Here is an 18,795-nt window from a genome sequence, read left to right on the forward strand (position 1 = left end):
AGCGTGCGTTCATTTGGCACACTGCGCGGCTTCTCTTTCAAGGATCGATGCCGTGCAGGAAATGATTCTGCCGTTGAAGCGCTATGCCCAGTTCGAGGGCCGCGCCAACCGCCGCGAGTACTGGATGTACCAGCTGTTCCTGTTCCTGGTGGCAACCGCGGTGATGCTGCTGGCCAGTGTGCTGGCGATCCTCCTGCGCAATAGTCCCGATGCACTGGCCGGCATCCTGATCGGCATGGTGGTGCTGTTGTGTGTGATGTGGCTGGCCACGATCGTGCCGCTGATTGCGGTGACCGTACGCCGCCTGCATGACTGCAACCAGTCGGGTTGGCTGTTCCTGCTGGCGCTGGTGCCGGGCGGCGGGATCGTGATCATGATCTTCTCGCTGCTGCCGGGCACGCCGCAGGAGAACGTTTATGGTCCGGTGCCTTCGGGGCCGTGATCTTGCATGAGTCGAGCATGGCTCGACGCTAGAGAGGCAACGAAGAGAAGCCGGCGTTTCGCCGGCTTCGTCTTTACTTGATGGCGCAATCGCCGAAGGACAGGTGGTCCGTGCCGGAACTGAACTGCAGCGTGCAGCTGGCGGTGAACACGGCGCCTTCTTCCAGTGCGCCGAGCTTGGCGGCCTGCTGCGCATCGTCGGTGGTCAGCCGGGCCAGGACATTGCCCTGGTCATCACCGGCCTCGATCAGCGGTTCGCCCGCCAGGTTGCTGGAGACGCCCAGCGCCACAGCGGTGAAGGTCACCGTCTGGTTGAGTTCTTCCATGCCCAGTGACGAATTGCCGGCCTCTTCAAAGGCCTGGTAGAGCGTTGGCAGATCCTGTGCGGCATGGGCGGCCAGCGGTGCAAGCAGGCCGAGGGAAAGGGCGATCAGGGCGGTGCGCTTCAAGGTGTTCTCGCAGTCACGGGATTCATTCCCGTGGATGGTGTCAGTAGATCCACGCCATGCGTGGATGGGTTTGGCAAAGGACAGGGCGCGGCCGGCGGCTCGATTGCCCATCCATCCGCAGCCCTGCGACGGAAGGGCGCTCCTGCGCCCCGCTGGCCGGCAAAATAGTGGATTCGGTGTTTCCGACGCAACCGGGAAAATGAACGCATCGCGCGCGTGATACACAGCGTGACGTTCGATCGATGTGATAATCATTCGCGTTTAAGGTAGACTGCGGTCCCTTGTGAACCGGCGGCCCTGGGCCGCTTCTGCCGCCGCTGATGAAGCATTTCGTCCCGCCTTCGCGCCGTGGTCCGCTGGCCCGCGGCCTGGCCGCCTTGATGATGGGTCTGCTCCTGGCCACCCCGTACGCCCATGCTCAGCAGCGCAATCCGCTGCAGAAGATCGGCCAGACCGTGCTCGACGAGCCGGCGGCCAGCTATCGCTTTGAGCATTTCGTGGTGGACAGCCCCGACCAGCAACGCCGCTGGCGGGTGAATGTGGCCATTCCCGCCAAGGCCGGCAAGGCGCCGCTGCCGGTGCTGTATGCGCTGGATGGCAATGCCGTGGCGATGGTGCTGGACCAGCCGATTCTGGCTGAGCTGGCGGCACGCAAGGCGCCACCGGTGCTGGTGCTGATCGGCTACGACAACGACCTGCGCATCGATTCCAAGGCGCGCACCCGCGACTACACTGCGTGGATCGACCGTGCCGACGATGAGAGCGGTACGACCCAGGCGGTCGGCGGCGGTGCTGCCGCGTTCCTTGATGTGATCGAACGCCGCATCAAGCCCGAAGTCGAGCGTCGCGCACGCATCGATACGCAGCAGCAAGCGCTGTGGGGCCACTCGCTGGGTGGGTTGTTCGTGCTCAATGCGCTGTACACCCGGCCCGCCGCCTTCCAGTCCTATCTGGCCGCCAGCCCGTCGCTGTGGTGGAGCCAGGGCGCGGCGCTGGGCGATCCGGAGCAGCAGTTCGTGCAGAACGTGCATGGCCAGCCAGCAAAGCTCTGGCTGATGCTGGGTGGCGCCGAGCGTGTCGGTGATCGCGGCAAGCGTGACATGAACAACCCGCGCGTGGTCGCGCACCTGCGCCGCATCGGTGGCGCTACCCCGGACGCGGCAATGCAGTTGTCCGGACGGCTGGGCAAGGTGCCGGGCCTGAGCGTGCAGTACCGCGAGTTCCCCGGCCTCGGCCACGGCCCAATGCTGCCGGCCTCGTTCCATGCAGCACTGCATGAGCTTTACGGTGTGACCGATCGCAGCACTGGCGACGGCGACCCCACTGGCGGTGACAACGCCGCCGAATGAATCCCTTCGCACGCCTCGTCGTGCGACCCCACTACCCAGGCGAGGCTGCCGATGTGCAGCGGCCCAGGCAACCGATGAATCCCGCGTCACGTGGCGCGGCCTACGTGTGCAAGGAGCCTTCCATGTCGTTCCGTCCGTCTTTCCGTCTTACTTCTCTCGCCGCTGGCCTGTTGCTGGCCGTGACTGCCACCGCGCAGCCGGTGTTCGATCAGCCGGCCAATGCCACCTTCAAGGGCCAGGTGGTCTCACGCGGTGAGAATGTGGTCCCCGGCAGCACCGCGGACGTCGTTGGACGCGGTTTCGTACCGGGCCAGAAGGTCAGCCTGCTGCGTGGCGACAGCGTGCTCAACACGCAGCCGCTGGTGGTCGATGCCGATGGCAACTTCAAGACCCAGCTGAGCATTCCGGCCGACGCCGTGCCGGGCACCCACCCGGTGGTGGTGCGTGCCAGCCAGCCAGCTGCAGCCACCGTACTGAAGCTGCGCGTCTCGCCGCAGCTGCCGCTGTCCGGCCAGGCGCAGTTCGCAACCCAGTCCAACAAGCTGGTGCCGGGCCTGTACCAGTCCGCTTACAGCGCTGCCAGCAACGCGGTGTTCGTGACCTCGGCCGTGGGCCGCCCGCCGGTGACCCAGTCGCAGCTGCTGAAGCTGGACCCGAAGTCGCTGAAGGTGACCAAGGCGATCACCCCGGCGCAGGTGCCGGGCAGCACCAACGGTGCGGTGTACGCGGTCTATGGCGTGGGCGTGGATGACACCAACGGCAATGTCTGGGTGACCAATACCCGCCAGAACTCGATCGCGGTCTATCGCCAGAAGGACCTGTCGCTGGTCCACCAGTTCCCGGTCGATGCCGTGCCGCATGCGCGCGATGTGGTGGTCGACGGCACCCATGGCAAGGTGTTCGCTTCGGCCACCGGCGAGGACCACCTGTCGGTGTTTGATGCCAAGACGTTCAAGGAACTGCCGGCGGTGACGCTGGAATCCGGCGTGGACGACGGCAAGTTCACCCCGATGAGCCTGGTGCTGGACGAAAAGTCCGGCAAGCTGTTCACCGTCAGCATCGGCACCCCGGAAGCTGCAGTGATCGATGTGGCCAGCGGCAAGGTCGACAAGGTCATCGACCTGGGCAACTCGATCAGTGCCTCGGGCGTGGCCTTCGACGCAGCGCGCAATCGCCTGTACGTGGCCTCGCAGGGCACCGACAACCTGCTGATCATCGATGTGGCCGCCGGCAAGGTGCTGCACGACGTGCCGGTCGGCGCCGGTGCACTGAACGTTGCCTTCGATGATGCTTCCGGCCTGGCCTACGTGAGCAATCGCGGCGCCGGCACCGTCACCGTGGTCAACGGCGACGGCAAGGTGGTCGCCAACCTCGATGGCGGCACGCTGCCGAACCACGTCCGTGCCGATGGCAAGGGCAACGTGTTCGCGGTGAACAAGTCGCGCGGTGCTGAAGACCCGAAGGGTGACCGCATCACCCGCATCACCCCGAAGCAGTAAGTCACACGGCAGGGCGGCGTGCGCGTCGCCCTGCCAGCAAGGAGAACGAGCATGAACATCGCGTCCCGTCTGCGCCTGTGTGCGCTTCCATTGGCTGTTTCGCTGGCGCTGTCTGCCTGTGGCGGCTCCTCGGTCCCCTCGGATGCTGCGAAGCCTGCCGAGCCGGCGGCCGCAGCGCCGGCTGCGGAAACCGCGTTGCCGGCAGGCTGGCAGCGCGTGGCCGGTGCCGAGATGCAGGCTGTGCACGACCAGAAGGCCGTGCTGCCGGCCAAGGTGCATTCCGACGATGGCGCCGACGTCGAAGTGGCCGACACCAGCCGCATCATCGCCGGTGGCGACGATGTCATCGCGGTGATCGAGGCGCTGGGGCTGGGCAAGCAGGTGTTCGCCGCGCCGACCAACACCACCACCCAGGCCGGCCTGGCCGCACCGCACCAGTTCCTGTTCAACCGCACCACGGGCGTGGAAGGCGTGCTGAGCCTGAAGGGCTCGCTGTTCCTCGGCAACAGCCTGCGTCGGCATACCGAGCTGGCAAAGAAGCTGCGCGAAGTGGGCGAGCCGGCGGTGGTCATCGATGACCTGCAGCCTGCACCGGAGAAGGTGCGCAAGGTTGCCGCCGCGCTAGGGCTGGCCGAGGCCGGGCAGGCGCTGGCCACCCAGGTGCAGCGTCAGCTCGACGAGGCTGCAGCGATTGGCAAGGGGCTGGGCCATGCGCCACGAGTGATCCACGTCTCGGCAACAGGTGCCGGTGGCTCACCGACCGTGGCGGGTGCCGACAGCGCGTCGGCGCAGCTGATTGCCCTGGCCGGTGGCGTCAACATCGGCACTGAGGCTGGGGTGAAGAACTACTCGCAGCTGAGCAATGAGGGTGTGGTTGCAGCCGCACCGGAGGTCATCCTGGTGACCGAGCATGACCTGCAGCTGTTCGGCGGTGCCGAGGGCCTGTGGAAGGCGTACCCGACGCTGAAGCAGACCCCGGCCGGGCAGGCCAACCGGGTCTGGGTGATGCCGGATGTGCAGCTGAAGTACACCAGCGTCGGCTCCGGTGCCGGTGCGCTGGCGCTGGCCAAGGCGTTCGCGGCGATGCCGAAGGCATGAGTCCAGCGGATCGGCGCCGCCGTCGCGGGCGGACGATGTTGATGGTGGCGTTGCTGGCACTGTTGGGGGCAGTGCTGGCGTCGTTTGCCGTGGGTCCGCTGCGCTTGCCGCCGCTGGAAGTGATGCAGGCGCTGGCGGTGAAGCTGGGCCTGCTGGATCCGCAGGCGGTCAGCAGTCGCGATCTGGCCGTGGTCTGGCAGCTGCGCATCCCGCGTGCCCTGCTGGGTGCGATGGTGGGCGCGTCACTGGCGATGGCTGGTGCCAGCCTGCAGGGCTTGTTCGGCAATCCTCTGGCTGATCCAGGCATCGTGGGTGTCAGCCAGGGTGCGGCGCTGGGTGCGGTGGCCGCGATCGTGCTGGGCGCTGCCGGTGCCGCCGGCTGGCTGGTGCCGGTAGCCGCATTTGCGGGCGGTGCGCTGGCGATCGGCCTGACGTATGCGTTGGCCCGGCCCGGCAAGGGCACGGGTAACGCCACGCTGCTGCTGGTCGGCATCGCGATGGCCGCGTTCTGCTCGGCGCTGATTGGTTTCCTCACTTACATCGCCAGCGAAAGCGAACTGCAGTCGCTGGTGTTCTGGCAGATGGGCTCGCTGGCGCGCGCCAACTGGGCCGATGTGGCAGCCGTGGTGCCGTTGTTTGCCATCGGCGTGTTTGCGTTGCAGCGGTTGGCCACGCCGCTGGACATGCTGGCACTGGGTGAACGCCAGGCGCAGCACCTCGGGCTGGATGTCACTCGCACCCGTCGTCGTCTGGTGGCGTTCAGTGCGCTGCTGGTGGGGGCGGCGGTGGCGTTCGCTGGTTCGATCAGTTTCGTCGGCCTGGTGGTGCCGCACGTGGCACGCCTGCTGGTCGGCCCGGGACACCGCTGGCTGATGCCGTTGTCCGGGCTGCTCGGTGCGCTGTTGATTGTGGTGGCCGACACCGCCGCGCGCACATTGGATCCGCCGGCCGAGATTCCGCTGGGCCTGTTCTCGGCCGCGCTGGGTGCGCCGTTCTTCCTCTGGCTGGTGCTGCAGCAGCGCCGCAAGGCCGCGCCATGAGCGTGCTGTTGAAGTTGCATGAGGTGGTGGTACGCCGCCAGCAGCGCGAGATCCTGCACGGCATCTCGCTGGCGTTCGAACCGGGTACGGTCACCGCGCTGGTTGGCCCGAACGGCGCGGGCAAGTCCACGTTGCTGGCCGTTGCCGCAGGTGACCTGCGTGCCGACGCGGGCGAGGTAAGCCTGCTCGGCAAGCCGTTGGCCGGTTACAAGGCCGGGCCGCTGGCGCGCGAGCGTGCGGTGATGCCGCAGGAGCACGGCGTGCGCTTCGCCTTCAGCGTGGAGGAAGTGGTGGCGATGGGGCGACTGCCACACCCGCCGGATCCGGTAGTGGATGACGCGCAGGTGGAAGCGGCCATCGATGCCGCCGAACTGCAGGCGCTGCGCCTGCGCGAGGTGCAGCAGCTGTCCGGTGGCGAGTCCGCCCGGACCACGTTCGCACGCGTGCTGGCGCAGGACACGCCGCTGCTGCTGCTGGATGAGCCGACCGCAGCGCTGGATCTGCGTCACCAGGAACGCACGCTGCGCAGTGTGCGCGCCTGTGCCGAGGCCGGTGCGTGCGTGATCGTGGTGCTGCACGATCTGAATCTGGCCGCCGGCTATGCCGACCGCATCGTGCTGCTGGAGCAGGGCAGGGTGGCAGCCGATGGCACGCCGTTGCAGGTGCTCACCGAAGACAACCTGCAGCGGGTCTACCAGCAGGATGTGGTGGTGCTGGAGCACCCGCGGCGCGGGGTGCCGCTGGTGGTGGTGACGTAGTCCGGAACTGCCTGCGAAGGTGGAGGGCGCACGTAGTTGCGCCTCTCAATTTTGACGCAAATGGACCGGCGTTAGTGGCTTGCTGCTTTGGCAGTTACATTGCGCCCAACGGGCGATGCTCCGGCGGGCGGCGCATCGGCTTTACTTCTTGAATGCTCTGCCTCATTGATTGGCCTTCGCCGAAGATTCGAGAGGGGTGCTCAGTGTGGGTGTGATGTTTAATGAAGTGTGGGGCACGCGGGCGGCGGTACTCTGCGTGGCAATGGGGCTCTCATTTCCGACTCAAGCGCAGCAGGATGTATCGTCGACCCTGTCCCGCTTGTTGCAGTGCCAGCTGACTCACCAGGAATTGGACAACTTCACTGATCGGATTGCAGCGGGCGACCTGACGGATTTCAGTCAGAGCAAGAAAGGTAATGGCGCGGCACTGATGCTCTGGGAGGCTCGGGCTCCTGTCATGGCGTGGGGAGAATCCTCGACGCTTGTGCATGTTTCGGGTGTTCAGGAGATGCTTCTTGCAATTCCGGTGCCCGTTGGAGAAGAGATGGAGCGGGGGAGATCCATTGCGAACCATATCGGGGGTATGTCATCGCGCTGGGATGCCGAGGCCATGGAAAGAGTGTATGGCTGGAAAGGACTCAATCTGTACAAAACGCTCCCTGGTGATCGACATGTACGGATGATTGTTGATCTTTCCTATTCACCGGGATGGGTGACGGTAGGCTGCACCTACGGGGAAATGAGCTGATCAGGGCCGCACGGGCGCATCGTGCCTTGCTCGACTTATCATGGTGCATCTGAATTTCTCAATGGACTGATGCAATGATCTGTAATGTTTCGCGTGGGGTGCTGCTGGCCGTGATGGCCGCCTCCGCAGGCGCCGCCAATGCGGCATCGAGTTCGCCGGTGTCGCTGATGAGCGCGGCCGAGCAGGCCTCGCTGATCGAGAGCCGGTATTCCGCCGGCGGGGGCGCTCCGGTGGTTCCGGTGACGACCCGCTATTTCGCCAGTGATGAAGTGCTCATCAGCTGGGATGACCAGCAGGTGCTGATGCTGTGCAGGGAGGCGGTGTACCTGCAGAATCCTGCCGGCAAGGCAGGTGACGTTGCGCTGGCCGCTGAACAGCGGCAGATGATTGCCTATCAGGCAATGATGTCCGGCCTGGGTTCGCTTGCGACCGTGGCCGAAGCGGCGGGGGATTCGGTGGTGGTGGCAGACGACGGTAGCGAGACCCGTCGCGCAGGTGAGAGCAGCTGGGCCTACGGGGTGGAGCGCCATGACGTCACTACCCAGCGCATGGCCGATGGCGCGCTGCGGATCCGGGCGCGCAAGACCGAGACCGTGAACAAGGCCAAGCCTGCGGAGCCGGACGACATGTTCAGTACCGAAGACGACCAGGCGGCGCGACTGTCGGAGCTGGCGCCGGTCGGCAGCTGGACCGAGGTGGTGGTCCATGGCGGCCCGCGCCAGGCGCAGGTGGATCCGGCGATGTCGTTGAAGGGATGGATCTCGATGGGGGGCGACCAGGCTGCGACCGTGGCTGAGGCGCGCAAGCTGCACGACTGCAAGTAAGGCAGGGCAGGCGTCAGAGCCCTTTGCATTGGGCAAAGGGATCTGACCCCGATCGTTGCCGGCCTCATCGTTCCATTTATGTGCGCAATATTCACTTGCACGCCAGATTGGCAGGTCTAGAATGCCCCCTATGAACCGGATGCCGCTCCTGAAGTTTTTCACCCTGACCCGCGCAAGCGCGGAACGGGCGTGTCTGCCTGGAGCCCCACGAGGCCGTTGAGACGGCCATCGCTGGACCTTCTACAGAGCGCCCTCCGGGGCGCTCTTTTCGTTTCCGCAGTTCCATTTCCCGTAACCCGATGTACCGCAAGGAGAACGTGCCATGCACCAGATCGCCGAGACCGAACGCTAGCCGCGCACCCTGTCGCCAACCGGGGTGTGCGGCCCCCGAAGTTGGCTTTGCAGGAACCTTTCTCATGAACACCCAAGTCCTTTCCCGCCGTCGCAACCTTGGCATCATTGCCCACATCGACGCCGGCAAGACCACGCTGACCGAACGCCTGCTGTGGAAAAGCGGCGAGATCCATCGCGTCGGCGAAGTGCACGACGGCAATGCGACCACCGATTTCTCGGCGATCGAACGCGAACGTGGCATCACCATCGGCGCTGCCGCCGTACAGGCGCAGTGGGCGCCGCGCGACCTGCCGCCGCATAGGCTGACCCTGATCGACACGCCCGGCCACATCGACTTCGCCATTGAAGTCGAGCGTTCGCTGCGTGTGCTCGACGGTGCCGTGGCCGTATTCTCGGCGGTGGATGGAGTGCAACCGCAGTCCGAGACGGTGTGGCGCCAGGCGCGCCGCCATCGCGTACCGCTGATCGCCTTCGTCAACAAGATGGACCGCGTCGGCGCTTCGTTCGAGCGCGTGCTGGAGCAGCTGCAGGACAAGCTGCAGGCGCGGCCGTGGGCGCTGGGGGTGCCGTTGGGCAGCGAAAGCGGCTTCAACGGCTGGGTCGATCTGGTCGAGGAGCGCGTGGTGCAGTGGCAGGAGGGTGCCGCAACCACGGTGACCCCGTGGGACGCCGCGGCGTGCGCCCAGTGGCAGCCGCAGCGCGATGCGTTGGTCGAGGCCGTGGCCGACCACGACGAACTGCTGGCCGATGCCTGGCTGGAAGGCCGCGGAATCGATGCCGAACTGCTGCGCGCGGCGATCCGCCGGGCGACGCTGGCGGGTGCAGGCGTGCCGGTGCTGGCCGGTGCGGCCTTCAAGGACAAGGGCATCGAGACGCTGCTGGATGCGGTGGTCGATTACCTGCCGTCGCCGCTGGATCGCCCTGCCGTGACCGCCGAAAGCGAGAGCGGCGAGGTGGTGCTGCCGCCGGATCCAGATGGTCCACTGGCCGGTCTGCTGTTCAAGATCACCCACCAGCAGCACGGAGCGCTGAGCTTCGTGCGGCTGTATTCGGGCACCTTGAAGGTCGGCGATGCCGTGGCCAGTTCGCAGCATCCGCAGGGGCGGCGTGTCAGCCGCCTGGTGCGGGTGCAGGCCGACCAGACCCACGACATCGAGCAGGCCGTGGCCGGCGATATCGTCGCGGTGCTGGGCTGGAAGGATGCGGTCAGCGGTGAAACGCTGAGTGGGCGTGCGCAGCCGTTGCGCCTGGAGAGCATCCAGGCCCAGATGCCGGTGCTGGCCTGGCGGTTGGAACCGGCGCGTGCGGCCGACCTGATCCGGATGGCGCAGGGTCTGGCCAGCCTGGCCCAGGAAGATCCGTCGTTCCGCGTCGAAACCGATCGCGACACGGCGGAGACCCTGGTCTGGGGCATGGGCGAGCTGCACCTGGAGGTGATGGTCGAACGCCTGCGCAGCGAGTGGAAGGTTGATGTGGGCGTGGGTGCGCCGCGCGTGGCCTACCAGGAGACACCGATGCGCGCGATGTCCGGCGTAGTCGGGCGGCTGGTCAAGCAGACCGGTGGCCAGGGCCAGTTCGCGCACGTGGTGCTGGATGTATCGCCGCGCGAGGACGACCAGGTGGTGTTCAACGACCGAATCGTCGGTGGCGTGGTGCCGCGCAGCTTCATCGTCGCGGTGGAAAAGGGCGTGCGTGCCGCGCTGTCGGAAGGTCCGCAGGGCCATCCGGTGGTCGGTATCGAGGTCAGTCTTGTCGATGGCCAGACCCATGCGAAGGACTCCTCCGAAATGGCGTTCCATCGCGCGGGTGCCGAGGCGATCAAGGCGGCGCTGGCCGAGGGTGGCACGCAGCTGCTGGAGCCGGTGATGGCGGTGACGGTACATTCGCCGTCGGCGTCGGTGGGTGACGTTGTTGGCGATCTCAACCGCCGCCACGGCCGCATCACCCGCATCGACGACCAGGAAGGTCGCGCCGAGGTCAGTGGTTTCGCACCGCTGGCGCAGCTGGTGGGGTACACCACCTCGCTGCGTTCGCTCAGCCAGGGGCGGGCCAGTAGTGAGGCGCACCTGCACGGCTATGAGCCGGTGCGGGTTGCATAAGGAGAGGCGAGGGGAGCCCGTGAGCGGGCTCCCTTTTTTTGAGCTGGCGTGGGTTTGCGTATCCACGCATGGCGTGGATCTACCGAGCGTCGACGGATTCGCATACCGGGCGATCGGGCGCGAGCTCTTCAATAGATCCACGCCATGCGTGGATGCCGTTCTCAGGGGATCCGCTTTTTTTGCACTGCATCGCAACAAAACTGCAGAAAAAGCTGGATTAAAGTGATGCCTCACGATAAATTGCGCACCCCCCGTTGCTCGCCGCCGCCCGCACCCCTCTCATGCGTGATGACAAAGACCCCGGAACCCTGGAGCTGACCCTGCCGCGAAAGCGCGGTCGTCCGCCCAAGTTCGGGTACGCAATGAGTGACGCGCAGCGCGCGGCGCGCTACCGCGCGCGCCGGGCCGGGCAGGCCAACCACGCCGATGTGCGCTCCTGCTCGGACATGGTGCTGCTGGACAAGATTCGCGCCGCGGTCAGCGCGCGCGACACCGAGCTGGCCGGGTTCCTGGTCCACGTCCTCTGGCAGCGCTACCCCCTGCAGTTGAAATAGGCCGTCGGTGGGGTGGCCGTTGTCATCGAGCTTGTTGATAATGCGGGATTCAGGTTGTTCCCGCTGGCGCGCCCGGGATGGCAGGCGCGCATGATCGAACGGTTCCCAAGATGACGACCACCAGCGACACCACCACCGAAGCGGCGCCGAGCAGCGCCCCCCTGTTCTACACCCGTCCGGTGCCGCTGCAGGCCGATGTGCATGCCGATCTGCGCATCCTGCCGGGCAGGCTCGAGTTTGCCGCCGGCAACAACGCCATTCCGCTGGTGCTGGGCGAGTTCTCGCTGGCCCTGCACCACTTCCCGATCCTGTTCGCCGGCCCAACCGCCGTGCCGATGGCCGCCGTCGGCGTTTCCGACCAGAACCTGTTCATCAAGGACGGCCTGTGGGAAGACGAGGCCTATATCCCGGCCTACCTGCGTCGCCACCCCTTCATCTTCATCGACACCGGGGCAGACAACGACTTCCTGCTGGGCATCGACGAAGAGAGCGCGCGCGTGGTCAAGGGTGGTGACGAAGGCCAGCCGCTGTTCGTTGATGGCAAGGCCACCGACATGGTGCAGCAGGCGCTGGAGTTCTGCGGCCAGTACACCCGCGAACACGAACAGACCCAGGCCTTCTCCAAGGCCCTGATCGACAACGGCCTGCTGGTCGAGCGCAACGCCACCGTCCGCACTCCGGATGGCCGCGAGTTCAATCTCAACGGCTTCCTGGTGGTGGACGTCGAGAAGTTCGTGGCGCTGCCGGAAGCGACCGTGGTCGAGTGGCACCGCAGCGGCTGGCTGGCGCTGATTCACCAGCACCTGATGTCGCTGGGTCGCTTCAATGACCTGACCCGTCGCCAGGTCGAGCGCCTGGCGGCCTGATCAGGCCGATGGTGCGGCTTCCGCCTTGCGGGAGCCGTGCCACTGCTGCAATCCCCGCAGCAGTCGCCGCGCCTCGACCCAGTCAGGCGCGGCCTCATGCCCCAGTTCCCACAGGTCGGCCGCTGTGCCGGCCTGATCCGTTGCCCGGCACATCTGCAGCGTTCCCTGCAGCCGGTGTGCATGATGGCGCAGTGTCGAGGTATCGGCCTCCTGCACGGCCTGTTCAATCCTGGCCAGCTCATGGGCAATGTCCGCAGCATAATCCGGCTCGACGCCAGGGGGGTCATCGGGCGCAGTGCCGTGCGCCGAGGGCGGCAGGTCCAGCGCCTGCAGCAGGCTCGCAACCTGCAACGGCTTGATCAGGATGGCGTCGAAGCCGGCCCTTCGGCAGCGTGCCGCGTGCCGGCGCCCCATGCGGGCGGACAGGGCAATCACTCGCAGAGGTGTCTGTGCCTGCGCGCGCAGCTGCTGCGCCAGTGCATAGCCATCCGAGCCGCGAAGCCCGATATCCAGTACTACCGTGCCGCGCGGTCGCAGCGCATGCTCGGCCAATGCGGCGTCGGCATCGGCAACCGCGCGCACATCGGCGCCGAGCCGACGCAGTTGCTCTGCGACGACATGCCGGCTGAGTGCATGATCTTCGACAAGGAGCAGGTCGATGCCGGTCAGTGGCGTCTGCTGCAGCGGCTCGATGGGCGGCAGATCGCCGTGGACGGCGCGGACCGGCAATCGCAGGGTGAAGCGGCTGCCGCGCCCATGCACGCTGTGTGCGGTCAGGTTGCCGCCCATGGCAACGGCCAGTTCGTGCGCAATCGTCAGGCCCAGCCCGCTGCCGCCACGTCTCTGGCCATCCTCGTTCTGCTGGAATGGTCGGAACAGAAGCGCCAGTTGAGCGGGTGCGATGCCGATGCCGCTGTCGATCACATCCAGCAACAGCTCCCGGGGAGACAGGGCGGGTTGTAGTTGCAGGCGCACCTGGATACCGCCGACATCGGTGAATTTCAATGCATTGCCCAGCAGGTTGTCGACAATCTGGCGCAGTCCATCAGCATCGAGCATAACCACCGGCGCTGGATCGGGCGTACGATCCAACTGGAGTGACAGCCCTCTCCGTAGTGCCTCCGGCCGGATTGCTTCCAGTGCACGGGCACAGAGTTGGCCGACGTCGCAGGGCGTGGAATGCGGCCTGAAGCTGCCGCTGGCAAGGCGCGAGAACGCCAGCGAGCGATCGAGCAACCTGCGCAGCGAGTGGCCGGCGGCAAGGGCTGCCGCGAGCAGTTCGCGCTGCCCCTTGGGCAGGTGTGACTGGCTCAGCAGGTCGATCGTAGCCAGTACTGTCTGCACGGAATTGCGCACTTCATGGCTGATCATCCCTGCCGCGCGCCCGAGGCGTTGTTCGGCGCGGCCGATTCGCCATCGTAACGCCTGCCAGAGCACGGGCAGGCTGATGAGTGCCACGGCCAGACACAGCAGCCAGAGCAGGATCGGTGGACGCACCCGCTCCAGTGCGCTCTCGCTGGATGTGGGCAGCATCTGCTGCGCCCACAACTCCAGCAGGCCTGCATGCTCTTCGAGGGTGATGGCGCGCAGCGCCTGATCGATGCGCGCCAGCAGCGGCTGGTCCTCCCGGCGGACAAGCAGGTGCAGATCGGTCGAGAATTCGCTGTCGAACGGGTGCAACTGCAGGCTTCCTGTGAAGTGCTGCCGGATCATCGAGTGCAGTGTTGCTTCCAGCCCGATCGCAGCATCGGCAATGCCGCTTTCCACCGCGGCCAGGGCCGCATGACGGTCGGGGAGATGCAGGAGGCGGATCCGGGGGTGGTGGATCGTCAGCCAGTCGGCATAGGGACCGCCGTCAACCACGGCCAGAACCTGCGCCCTCACGCCGGTAATGTCACGGGGCAGGTGCTCGCCTTTACGCACGGCCAATACCGTCTTGCCGCCATGGAAGGCGCCGGAGGCCATCAGCTCGGGACAGGGAAGCGGGTGATGCGAAGGGCTGCCCATGACCAGCACCAGGTCGGCCTCGTGCCGGCAGACGGCAGCGACCGCTGCGCTCGTGCTGGCGTAGGTGAGATCGCGGAAGCGCAGGCCGGAATGCCGAGCCACAAGCCTGGCATAGCCATGGGCGAGGGTGGGCAGCGCGCTTGAGTCCATCAGCGTTGGGGGGAGCGGGCGCAGTGATGGCGCGGTGGCGACCCGCACTTCGCGGCCGGCGGTCCATCTCTGCAGCTGTGCATCCTCGGCCGATGCAGCCGGCAGCAGGATCAGGGCCAGCAACAACGTGCACGACGTGCGCAGACGGAGGCGAACGCGCCGCCTCATTGGAGCTCCAGCTGCTGCCGCAGTGCATAGATCTCCACGTCATTGCGCAACCCGAGCTTGCGCAGCGCGGCCACCTTCTGGGTGCTGACCGTCTTGACGCTGCGGTGGCGGCGCAGCGCGATCTCCGAGACAGTCAGGCCGGCCAGGAGCAGGTCCAGCACTTCGCGTTCATTGCGGCTGAGTTCCTCGCGGCACGCCGGGAACAGGCAATCGGCAGGGAGGCGGCACAGCCCCTGCGAGATGCGCACGATGGCGTCAGACAGCATCTCCAGGGGCTCGGACTTGCTGACTACGCCGGAGATGCCGCTCGCCAGCAGGTGGTCGATGCGGGTGGTTGGCGTCAGCGTAGCGAAGGCGAGCAGGGGGATATGTGGAAAGCACTCGCGCAGCAGGGGAACCAGCTCATCACTGCTGCGGTCGCCAGGCGCCAGGGTGAGATCGATGATGGCGACATCCACTGCCAACTGGCGCAGGCTGTCGATGAGCTCATCGCTGCGGGTATGGCTGGCGACAATGCTGAAGCGGACGTCGCGGGACAGGTGCAGGGCGGTGCCGCGGCGGACGATTTCGTGATCGTCGAGGAGTGCCAGCCGCAGTCGGCGCGGTGCAGGATATCCATTCATGCGCAGGGAGGTGATCGGCGCCCGCAGGGCGGGGCGATCATTCTGGCGCCGCTGTCGCGTCGAGCATCGAACTTGTTGAAATTTTGCGATTATTCCTAAGAATCGATGCGTAAAGCCCATCAATTCAATGCCGCCGATTGATGAAGTGGATCGTCAGGCCCCAATCGCGCGCTTCAGGGCACTTCGCTCGCGCTGCGCAGGTCGCGGGCCATTTCGCTGGTCGCAGCCCATCCGAGATCCGCATACAGTGGTTTCCCTTGGGTGGTAGCGTGCAGCACCGCGTAGGCCACCGCTCGTCCGGCGAATGCATGGTCGGCCAGTTTCATCAGTTGGCGGGCGATGCCGCGACGCCGATAGCCGGGCTCCACGTAGACATTGAGTACGTAGCCGCGCGTGTCCTGCTCTGGATGGGCGGGGTGGGGCGGCCAGTCGATCAGCATCAGGCCAATGCCTGCGATGGGTTGTCCATTGTCGGAAAGCACATGGCCGAAGTAGTCGCCTGACACCAGGCGCGGTTCGAGCCAGGTGCGGAACGGGGCCGCCATCCGCTGAAGGACCTCTTCGCTCCGGCCGCTTTCGCGGAACATCGCTTCCCGGTGAGCACAGATGAGGTCGAGGTCGCACGGAAGGATCTGCCGGACTTCGAATCCATTCCAGGAGGTTGTGATGGCATCGTCCGCGGGGCTGTTCATCGATCGTGTATCCGTTCCGGCCTTGCTGGCCTGCCCAGCATCGTATCTGCAGGGCGCGTCGCGAGTGCACCACGTTGCAATGATTGATGATCGACTGATGCTCCAGGACGATCGACCCGGGCAATCGGTGCCGCGTCATCGCACCGATTGCGGCACCCGCCTCAGCTTGCGGGTGTCGTAACCCATGGCCGCAATCCGCTCGACCGCCTGCTGGTAGTCACTGTCCGACACCTGCGGGGTGCGGGCCATGTACCAGACGTAATCGCGCTTGCTTCGTGCCACGATGGTCTGGCGGTAGCTTTCATCGAGCCAGGCGATCACGTACTCAGCCTGGATCGGCCAGATGAACTGCATGCCCCAGACCGCGCCGTTGCCTTCCTTCTCGACACGACCGATGGGGTGCATGGACTTCTGTGGCGCTTCGAAGCTGCCTTTGCGGTACGTGAAGGTGGTCTGGATGCGTCCATCGGGGCGCAGGGCATAGCTCTCCACGGCGTCGAAGGCTTCGCGCTCAGGGCGCGACGGGATATGCGCGATCACGTACCAGTCGCCCATGAAGCGCGGCACATCCACCGACGGTGGACGCGGCAACGGGCGGGTGTCGCTGGAACTGCAGCCGGAACCGAACAGGCCGACCGCGATCAGGGGAAGCAGCGGAAACATGCGCATCGGGCACCTCAGCGGGGTCGGAACAGATAGTGGGCCACCAGCCACTGCTGGCCGTCGTCGTAGCCGAACAGCTCGGCGCATGCCATCCAGAACATCCGCCAGCGCTGCCACCAGACCTTCGCTGCAACCTGGCCATAGGTGGCGATCAACACCGGCATCACCTGCTCGCGGGCTGCATCCTGGTTGGCCAGCCAGTGGTCGGCCGTGCGCTGGTAATGGGTGCCGTCCAGCAGCCAGCGTTGCTCCAGGCGCAGGTCGCGCTGGAAATGCAGCAGCGTGTCGGCCGCCGGCATCAGTCCGCCGGTAAAGAAGTGGCGACCCATCCAGTTGTCGCCGCCGTCTGTCTCGAACGGATACATCAGTGTGCGATGGGCGAAGATGTGCACGAACAGTGCACCCTCCGGTTTCAGCCACCGTGCGATGCCGGCCAGCAGGCGCTGGTAGTTGCGTACGTGCTCGAACATCTCCACCGAGACGCAGCGGTCGAACCGCGCCATGGGCAGGTCAAGCTGGTTGACGTCGCGGGTCACCACCTCGACGTTGCCCAGGCCACGCGCCTGGCACTGCGCCATGATGTACTGGCGTTGGCTGTGCGAGTTGGAGACGGCGGTGATATGCGCCTGCGGGTAACGTTCGGCCATCCACAGGGTCAATGAGCCCCAGCCGCAGCCCAGCTCAAGTATCTGCTGGCCGTCGGCCAGTCCGGCGCGCTGGCCGTACAGTTCCAGCATGGCGTCCTCGGCCTGGTCCAGCGTTTCGCGCCCGGTGGCGTAGTAGCAGCTGCTGTACTTCAACCGCTTGCCCAGGCAGGCCTGGAAGAACGCCGCGGGAACTTCGTAGTGCTGGCGGTTGGCCGCTTCGGTATGCAGCGCGAGTGGGCTGTCGGCCAGCTCGGCGATGCGCCGGCTGAAGCGTGCCGATTGGCCTTCGATGCCGCCTTCGCTTTCCTCATGCAGGCGTTGCGCGCACAAGCGGCGAATGCCCGCACGCAGCGCCGCATCGGGCACCAGCCCGCGTTCGGCCCAGGCGATCAGCCCGGTTTCCGCACCTTCGGCCGGATTCAGTGACGGTATCGCGCTCATGCGGAATGCTCCTTGGAAGAACGGGGGAACCAGGGAAAGAACATCGATGTAGTACGCTCGTAGGCGCGGTAGTCGTCGCCACGGCTGCGCAGCGCTTGCTTTTCAGTGAAGGGAATGCCGCTGAGATAGCGCAGGAACACGTACATCAGCAGCGGGCCGGCCCAGGCCAGCCACCACAGTGGCGAGCCGACCGCGAGCAGGACATAGCTGAACCAGTGCAGCCACTCGAAGAAGTAGTTGGGGTGGCGGGAGTAACGCCAGAGCCCATCGCGGCAGGTACGGCCCTTGTTCGCCGGGTCGGCGCGGAAGCGGGCCAGCTGGCGGTCGGCCAGGCTTTCGCCGCCGACGCTCAGCAGCCAGACCAGCGCTGCGGCCACTACCCACAGGGTCAGGTCGCCCCGCGGATTGGTGGCTACCGCGACGAAGGGCAGGGCGAACAGGACGACCAGCAGGGCCTGCGCCATGAAGAAGCCGAAGATCCTGCCCTGATGCCCGTGCCAGTACTCGCGCAGGTAACGATAGCGTCCGTCCTCCTGTTCGTGGCTGACCCGGTGCCACAGATGCAGTGCGAGGCGGCTGCCCCACAGTCCACCCAGTACGCCCAGCGCAACCCGCGGCATCGCGGCGCCGTCGCCGAGCAGCGCCAGCAACAGGGCTGATGCGCCCACGCCCTTGGCCCAGAGCACATCGACCACGCCGATGTTGTGGTGGCGGCGCTGCCAGGCCCAACCCCAGCTCATCACCAGCACGGCGTACAGCAGGACCCACATCAGATTGATCATGACGACGCTCCTGCGAAGGGCGGCTGCGGGGTGTGCATGCCGCGACGGGCGGTCTGGCACAGCAGGGAAAGCGCAATGCTCCAGCCCATGCCCAGGACCAGCATTCCTGACCATGTTTGGTCTGCGAACTGCACTGCATCGAATCCCCGTGCGGCAGAGAGATAGGCCAGAGGCGCCAGCAATAGGCCGAACAGGGCCGGTAGCGCCGGGTGACGCTGCAGGAAGCGCATCGACGCGGTCAGCGTCATCGCGAACGCCGCCCACAACGCCATGATCCAGGGCGGTGGCGCCCAACCCAGTGGGGCCGCCGCGTAGCGCACCGTACCGCTGGCGGCGGCAGTTGCGTCGACCAGCCATGCGCAGACCAATGCCAACATCAGCAGCCGAAGATCCAGTCGCGGCTGCGGTGAAGTGAGCAGTTGGCTGCCGATATAGATCGTCGCGGCCAGCAGCGCCGGCCACTGCCAGCCTCGCCCCGCGCCGGCCACGGCACACAGCCAGACCAGCTGGTTGCCAAGCAGATTGGCCCAGAACCGGCGCATG

Annotated in this window: 19 protein-coding genes; 11 read left to right on the plus strand and 8 right to left on the minus strand. The window is 66.1% G+C overall.

Annotation, left to right across the window (positions count from 1 at the left end):
- The first annotated feature begins 52 nt into the window (after window positions 1-52).
- Window positions 53-442 carry a DUF805 domain-containing protein gene (locus tag V3B46_RS09590; protein ID WP_329891787.1) on the plus strand — a complete coding sequence of 130 codons (390 nt, stop codon included), beginning with the start codon at window positions 53-55 and terminating at the stop codon, window positions 440-442.
- A gap of 73 nt (window positions 443-515) precedes the next feature.
- On the opposite strand, the gene V3B46_RS09595 is transcribed toward V3B46_RS09590, so the two are convergent.
- Window positions 516-890 (minus strand): hypothetical protein, encoded by a 375-nt coding sequence (locus V3B46_RS09595; RefSeq protein ID WP_106467998.1) that lies wholly within the window; start codon window positions 888-890, stop codon window positions 516-518.
- Window positions 891-1,210: 320 nt separating this feature from the next.
- Between V3B46_RS09595 and V3B46_RS09600 the strand changes: the two genes are divergently transcribed.
- The 10 genes from V3B46_RS09600 to V3B46_RS09645 all read left to right on the plus strand — a co-directional run bounded on the left by V3B46_RS09600 (window position 1,211) and on the right by V3B46_RS09645 (window position 12,079).
- Window positions 1,211-2,239: an alpha/beta hydrolase gene (locus V3B46_RS09600; protein WP_329891788.1), complete on the plus strand. Its 1,029-nt coding sequence runs from the start codon at window positions 1,211-1,213 to the stop codon at window positions 2,237-2,239.
- Window positions 2,240-2,361: 122 nt separating this feature from the next.
- On the plus strand, window positions 2,362-3,738 hold the full coding sequence (locus tag V3B46_RS09605) for an ATP-binding protein (protein WP_329891789.1): 1,377 nt from the start codon (window positions 2,362-2,364) through the stop codon (window positions 3,736-3,738).
- A gap of 51 nt (window positions 3,739-3,789) precedes the next feature.
- Entirely contained in the window at window positions 3,790-4,836 is a 1,047-nt protein-coding gene (locus V3B46_RS09610; RefSeq protein ID WP_329891790.1) for a heme/hemin ABC transporter substrate-binding protein, read from the plus strand.
- Window positions 4,833-5,876 (plus strand): FecCD family ABC transporter permease, encoded by a 1,044-nt coding sequence (locus tag V3B46_RS09615; protein ID WP_329891791.1) that lies wholly within the window; start codon window positions 4,833-4,835, stop codon window positions 5,874-5,876. Before V3B46_RS09610 ends, V3B46_RS09615 begins: the two co-directional genes overlap by 4 nt.
- Window positions 5,873-6,634 (plus strand): heme ABC transporter ATP-binding protein, encoded by a 762-nt coding sequence (locus V3B46_RS09620; RefSeq protein ID WP_329891792.1) that lies wholly within the window; start codon window positions 5,873-5,875, stop codon window positions 6,632-6,634. The genes V3B46_RS09615 and V3B46_RS09620 overlap by 4 nt, the downstream gene beginning before the upstream one ends.
- A 169-nt stretch (window positions 6,635-6,803) precedes the next feature.
- Window positions 6,804-7,382, plus strand: coding sequence for a hypothetical protein (locus V3B46_RS09625; protein WP_232528340.1), 579 nt, complete (start codon window positions 6,804-6,806; stop codon window positions 7,380-7,382).
- Window positions 7,383-7,456: 74 nt separating this feature from the next.
- The gene (locus V3B46_RS09630; RefSeq protein ID WP_329891793.1) at window positions 7,457-8,206 is read left to right on the plus strand and encodes a hypothetical protein; all 750 of its coding nucleotides are present in this window, start codon (window positions 7,457-7,459) and stop codon (window positions 8,204-8,206) included.
- 416 nt (window positions 8,207-8,622) lie between these two features.
- Entirely contained in the window at window positions 8,623-10,659 is a 2,037-nt protein-coding gene (gene fusA / locus V3B46_RS09635; RefSeq protein WP_329891795.1) for an elongation factor G, read from the plus strand.
- Between the two features lie 281 nt (window positions 10,660-10,940).
- Window positions 10,941-11,213 carry a hypothetical protein gene (locus V3B46_RS09640; RefSeq protein WP_005409616.1) on the plus strand — a complete coding sequence of 91 codons (273 nt, stop codon included), beginning with the start codon at window positions 10,941-10,943 and terminating at the stop codon, window positions 11,211-11,213.
- Between the two features lie 110 nt (window positions 11,214-11,323).
- Window positions 11,324-12,079, plus strand: a complete 756-nt coding sequence (locus tag V3B46_RS09645) for a SapC family protein (RefSeq protein WP_032127340.1) — start codon at window positions 11,324-11,326, stop codon at window positions 12,077-12,079.
- Here the strand turns inward: V3B46_RS09645 and V3B46_RS09650 are convergent, their stop codons facing one another.
- From V3B46_RS09650 to V3B46_RS09680, 7 genes are all read right to left on the minus strand, one after another.
- Window positions 12,080-14,404 (minus strand): ATP-binding protein, encoded by a 2,325-nt coding sequence (locus V3B46_RS09650; RefSeq protein WP_329891796.1) that lies wholly within the window; start codon window positions 14,402-14,404, stop codon window positions 12,080-12,082.
- On the minus strand, window positions 14,401-15,027 hold the full coding sequence (locus V3B46_RS09655; RefSeq protein WP_329891797.1) for a response regulator transcription factor: 627 nt from the start codon (window positions 15,025-15,027) through the stop codon (window positions 14,401-14,403). The genes V3B46_RS09650 and V3B46_RS09655 overlap by 4 nt, the downstream gene beginning before the upstream one ends.
- Before the next feature lie 173 nt (window positions 15,028-15,200).
- Entirely contained in the window at window positions 15,201-15,719 is a 519-nt protein-coding gene (locus tag V3B46_RS09660) for a GNAT family N-acetyltransferase (protein ID WP_329891798.1), read from the minus strand.
- Between the two features lie 135 nt (window positions 15,720-15,854).
- Window positions 15,855-16,388, minus strand: a complete 534-nt coding sequence (locus tag V3B46_RS09665; RefSeq protein ID WP_049421983.1) for a lipocalin family protein — start codon at window positions 16,386-16,388, stop codon at window positions 15,855-15,857.
- A gap of 8 nt (window positions 16,389-16,396) precedes the next feature.
- Window positions 16,397-17,470 carry an SAM-dependent methyltransferase gene (locus V3B46_RS09670; RefSeq protein ID WP_154263498.1) on the minus strand — a complete coding sequence of 358 codons (1,074 nt, stop codon included), beginning with the start codon at window positions 17,468-17,470 and terminating at the stop codon, window positions 16,397-16,399.
- The gene (locus V3B46_RS09675; protein WP_329891799.1) at window positions 17,467-18,252 is read right to left on the minus strand and encodes a DUF1295 domain-containing protein; all 786 of its coding nucleotides are present in this window, start codon (window positions 18,250-18,252) and stop codon (window positions 17,467-17,469) included. The genes V3B46_RS09670 and V3B46_RS09675 overlap by 4 nt, the downstream gene beginning before the upstream one ends.
- Window positions 18,249-18,794 carry a DUF2878 domain-containing protein gene (locus V3B46_RS09680; protein ID WP_329891800.1) on the minus strand — a complete coding sequence of 182 codons (546 nt, stop codon included), beginning with the start codon at window positions 18,792-18,794 and terminating at the stop codon, window positions 18,249-18,251. Before V3B46_RS09680 ends, V3B46_RS09675 begins: the two co-directional genes overlap by 4 nt.
- Window position 18,795: the final 1 nt, after the last annotated feature.

This window comes from Stenotrophomonas sp. SMYL11 (assembly GCF_036320005.1).
Lineage (GTDB): Bacteria > Pseudomonadota > Gammaproteobacteria > Xanthomonadales > Xanthomonadaceae > Stenotrophomonas > Stenotrophomonas maltophilia_A.

Bases quoted from the DNA above. Each gene is read 5' to 3' on its own strand.
- V3B46_RS09615 (WP_329891791.1), top strand. From the start codon at position 4,833: ATGAGTCCAGCGGATCGGCGCCGCCGTCGCGGGCGGACGATGTTGATG.
- V3B46_RS09650 (WP_329891796.1), bottom strand. From the start codon at position 14,404: ATGAGGCGGCGCGTTCGCCTCCGTCTGCGCACGTCGTGCACGTTGTTG.
- V3B46_RS09610 (WP_329891790.1), top strand. From the start codon at position 3,790: ATGAACATCGCGTCCCGTCTGCGCCTGTGTGCGCTTCCATTGGCTGTT.
- V3B46_RS09645 (WP_032127340.1), top strand. From the start codon at position 11,324: ATGACGACCACCAGCGACACCACCACCGAAGCGGCGCCGAGCAGCGCC.
- V3B46_RS09680 (WP_329891800.1), bottom strand. From the start codon at position 18,794: ATGCGCCGGTTCTGGGCCAATCTGCTTGGCAACCAGCTGGTCTGGCTG.
- V3B46_RS09675 (WP_329891799.1), bottom strand. From the start codon at position 18,252: ATGATCAATCTGATGTGGGTCCTGCTGTACGCCGTGCTGGTGATGAGC.
- V3B46_RS09600 (WP_329891788.1), top strand. From the start codon at position 1,211: ATGAAGCATTTCGTCCCGCCTTCGCGCCGTGGTCCGCTGGCCCGCGGC.
- V3B46_RS09640 (WP_005409616.1), top strand. From the start codon at position 10,941: ATGCGTGATGACAAAGACCCCGGAACCCTGGAGCTGACCCTGCCGCGA.
- V3B46_RS09605 (WP_329891789.1), top strand. From the start codon at position 2,362: ATGTCGTTCCGTCCGTCTTTCCGTCTTACTTCTCTCGCCGCTGGCCTG.
- fusA (WP_329891795.1), top strand. From the start codon at position 8,623: ATGAACACCCAAGTCCTTTCCCGCCGTCGCAACCTTGGCATCATTGCC.
- V3B46_RS09655 (WP_329891797.1), bottom strand. From the start codon at position 15,027: ATGAATGGATATCCTGCACCGCGCCGACTGCGGCTGGCACTCCTCGAC.
- V3B46_RS09620 (WP_329891792.1), top strand. From the start codon at position 5,873: ATGAGCGTGCTGTTGAAGTTGCATGAGGTGGTGGTACGCCGCCAGCAG.
- V3B46_RS09630 (WP_329891793.1), top strand. From the start codon at position 7,457: ATGATCTGTAATGTTTCGCGTGGGGTGCTGCTGGCCGTGATGGCCGCC.
- V3B46_RS09670 (WP_154263498.1), bottom strand. From the start codon at position 17,470: ATGAGCGCGATACCGTCACTGAATCCGGCCGAAGGTGCGGAAACCGGG.
- V3B46_RS09660 (WP_329891798.1), bottom strand. From the start codon at position 15,719: ATGAACAGCCCCGCGGACGATGCCATCACAACCTCCTGGAATGGATTC.
- V3B46_RS09665 (WP_049421983.1), bottom strand. From the start codon at position 16,388: ATGCGCATGTTTCCGCTGCTTCCCCTGATCGCGGTCGGCCTGTTCGGT.